Below are 378 nucleotides of genomic sequence, written 5' to 3' on the forward strand. Positions count from 1 at the left end.
GATTTTGGTCGCAGTAGTGCTTCCAGTCCTCGCTGACTCATATCGGTCTCCCGCAGAAGTGACCGAATGATTTTAAACGCTTTCTAACTGTTCTGCTGTGATGCTTCCCGGATGTTGCGTTTTTCCTGCCAGATAGCGTGTTTTAAAGCGGGTAAAATGCTCGCCTAACCCTGTCGCCGCCCTGGTATCGCCGGCCATATCTAACAGTGCGATGGCTACCTCGGCAGTACAATATTGGCCTTCAGCCTGGGCTTCACGCAGGCGATAGGCAGAAAGCCGAGAAAGATCGACGGAAATGACGGGAAGATTATCCAGATACGGACTTTTACGAAACATCTTGCGAGCTTCTGGCCAGGTACCATCGAGCATGATAAATAG

1 pseudogene is annotated in these 378 nt (G+C 50.5%); it reads right to left on the reverse strand.

Going from position 1 to position 378, the window contains the following annotated elements:
* Nucleotides 1–72 precede the first annotated feature (72 nt).
* A pseudogene (tapT, locus tag H3O04_RS35800) lies at nucleotides 73–378 on the reverse strand (tRNA-uridine aminocarboxypropyltransferase); the annotation flags it as partial.

Source organism: Burkholderia sp. KCJ3K979 (assembly GCF_016759955.1).
GTDB lineage: Bacteria > Pseudomonadota > Gammaproteobacteria > Burkholderiales > Burkholderiaceae > Burkholderia > Burkholderia orbicola.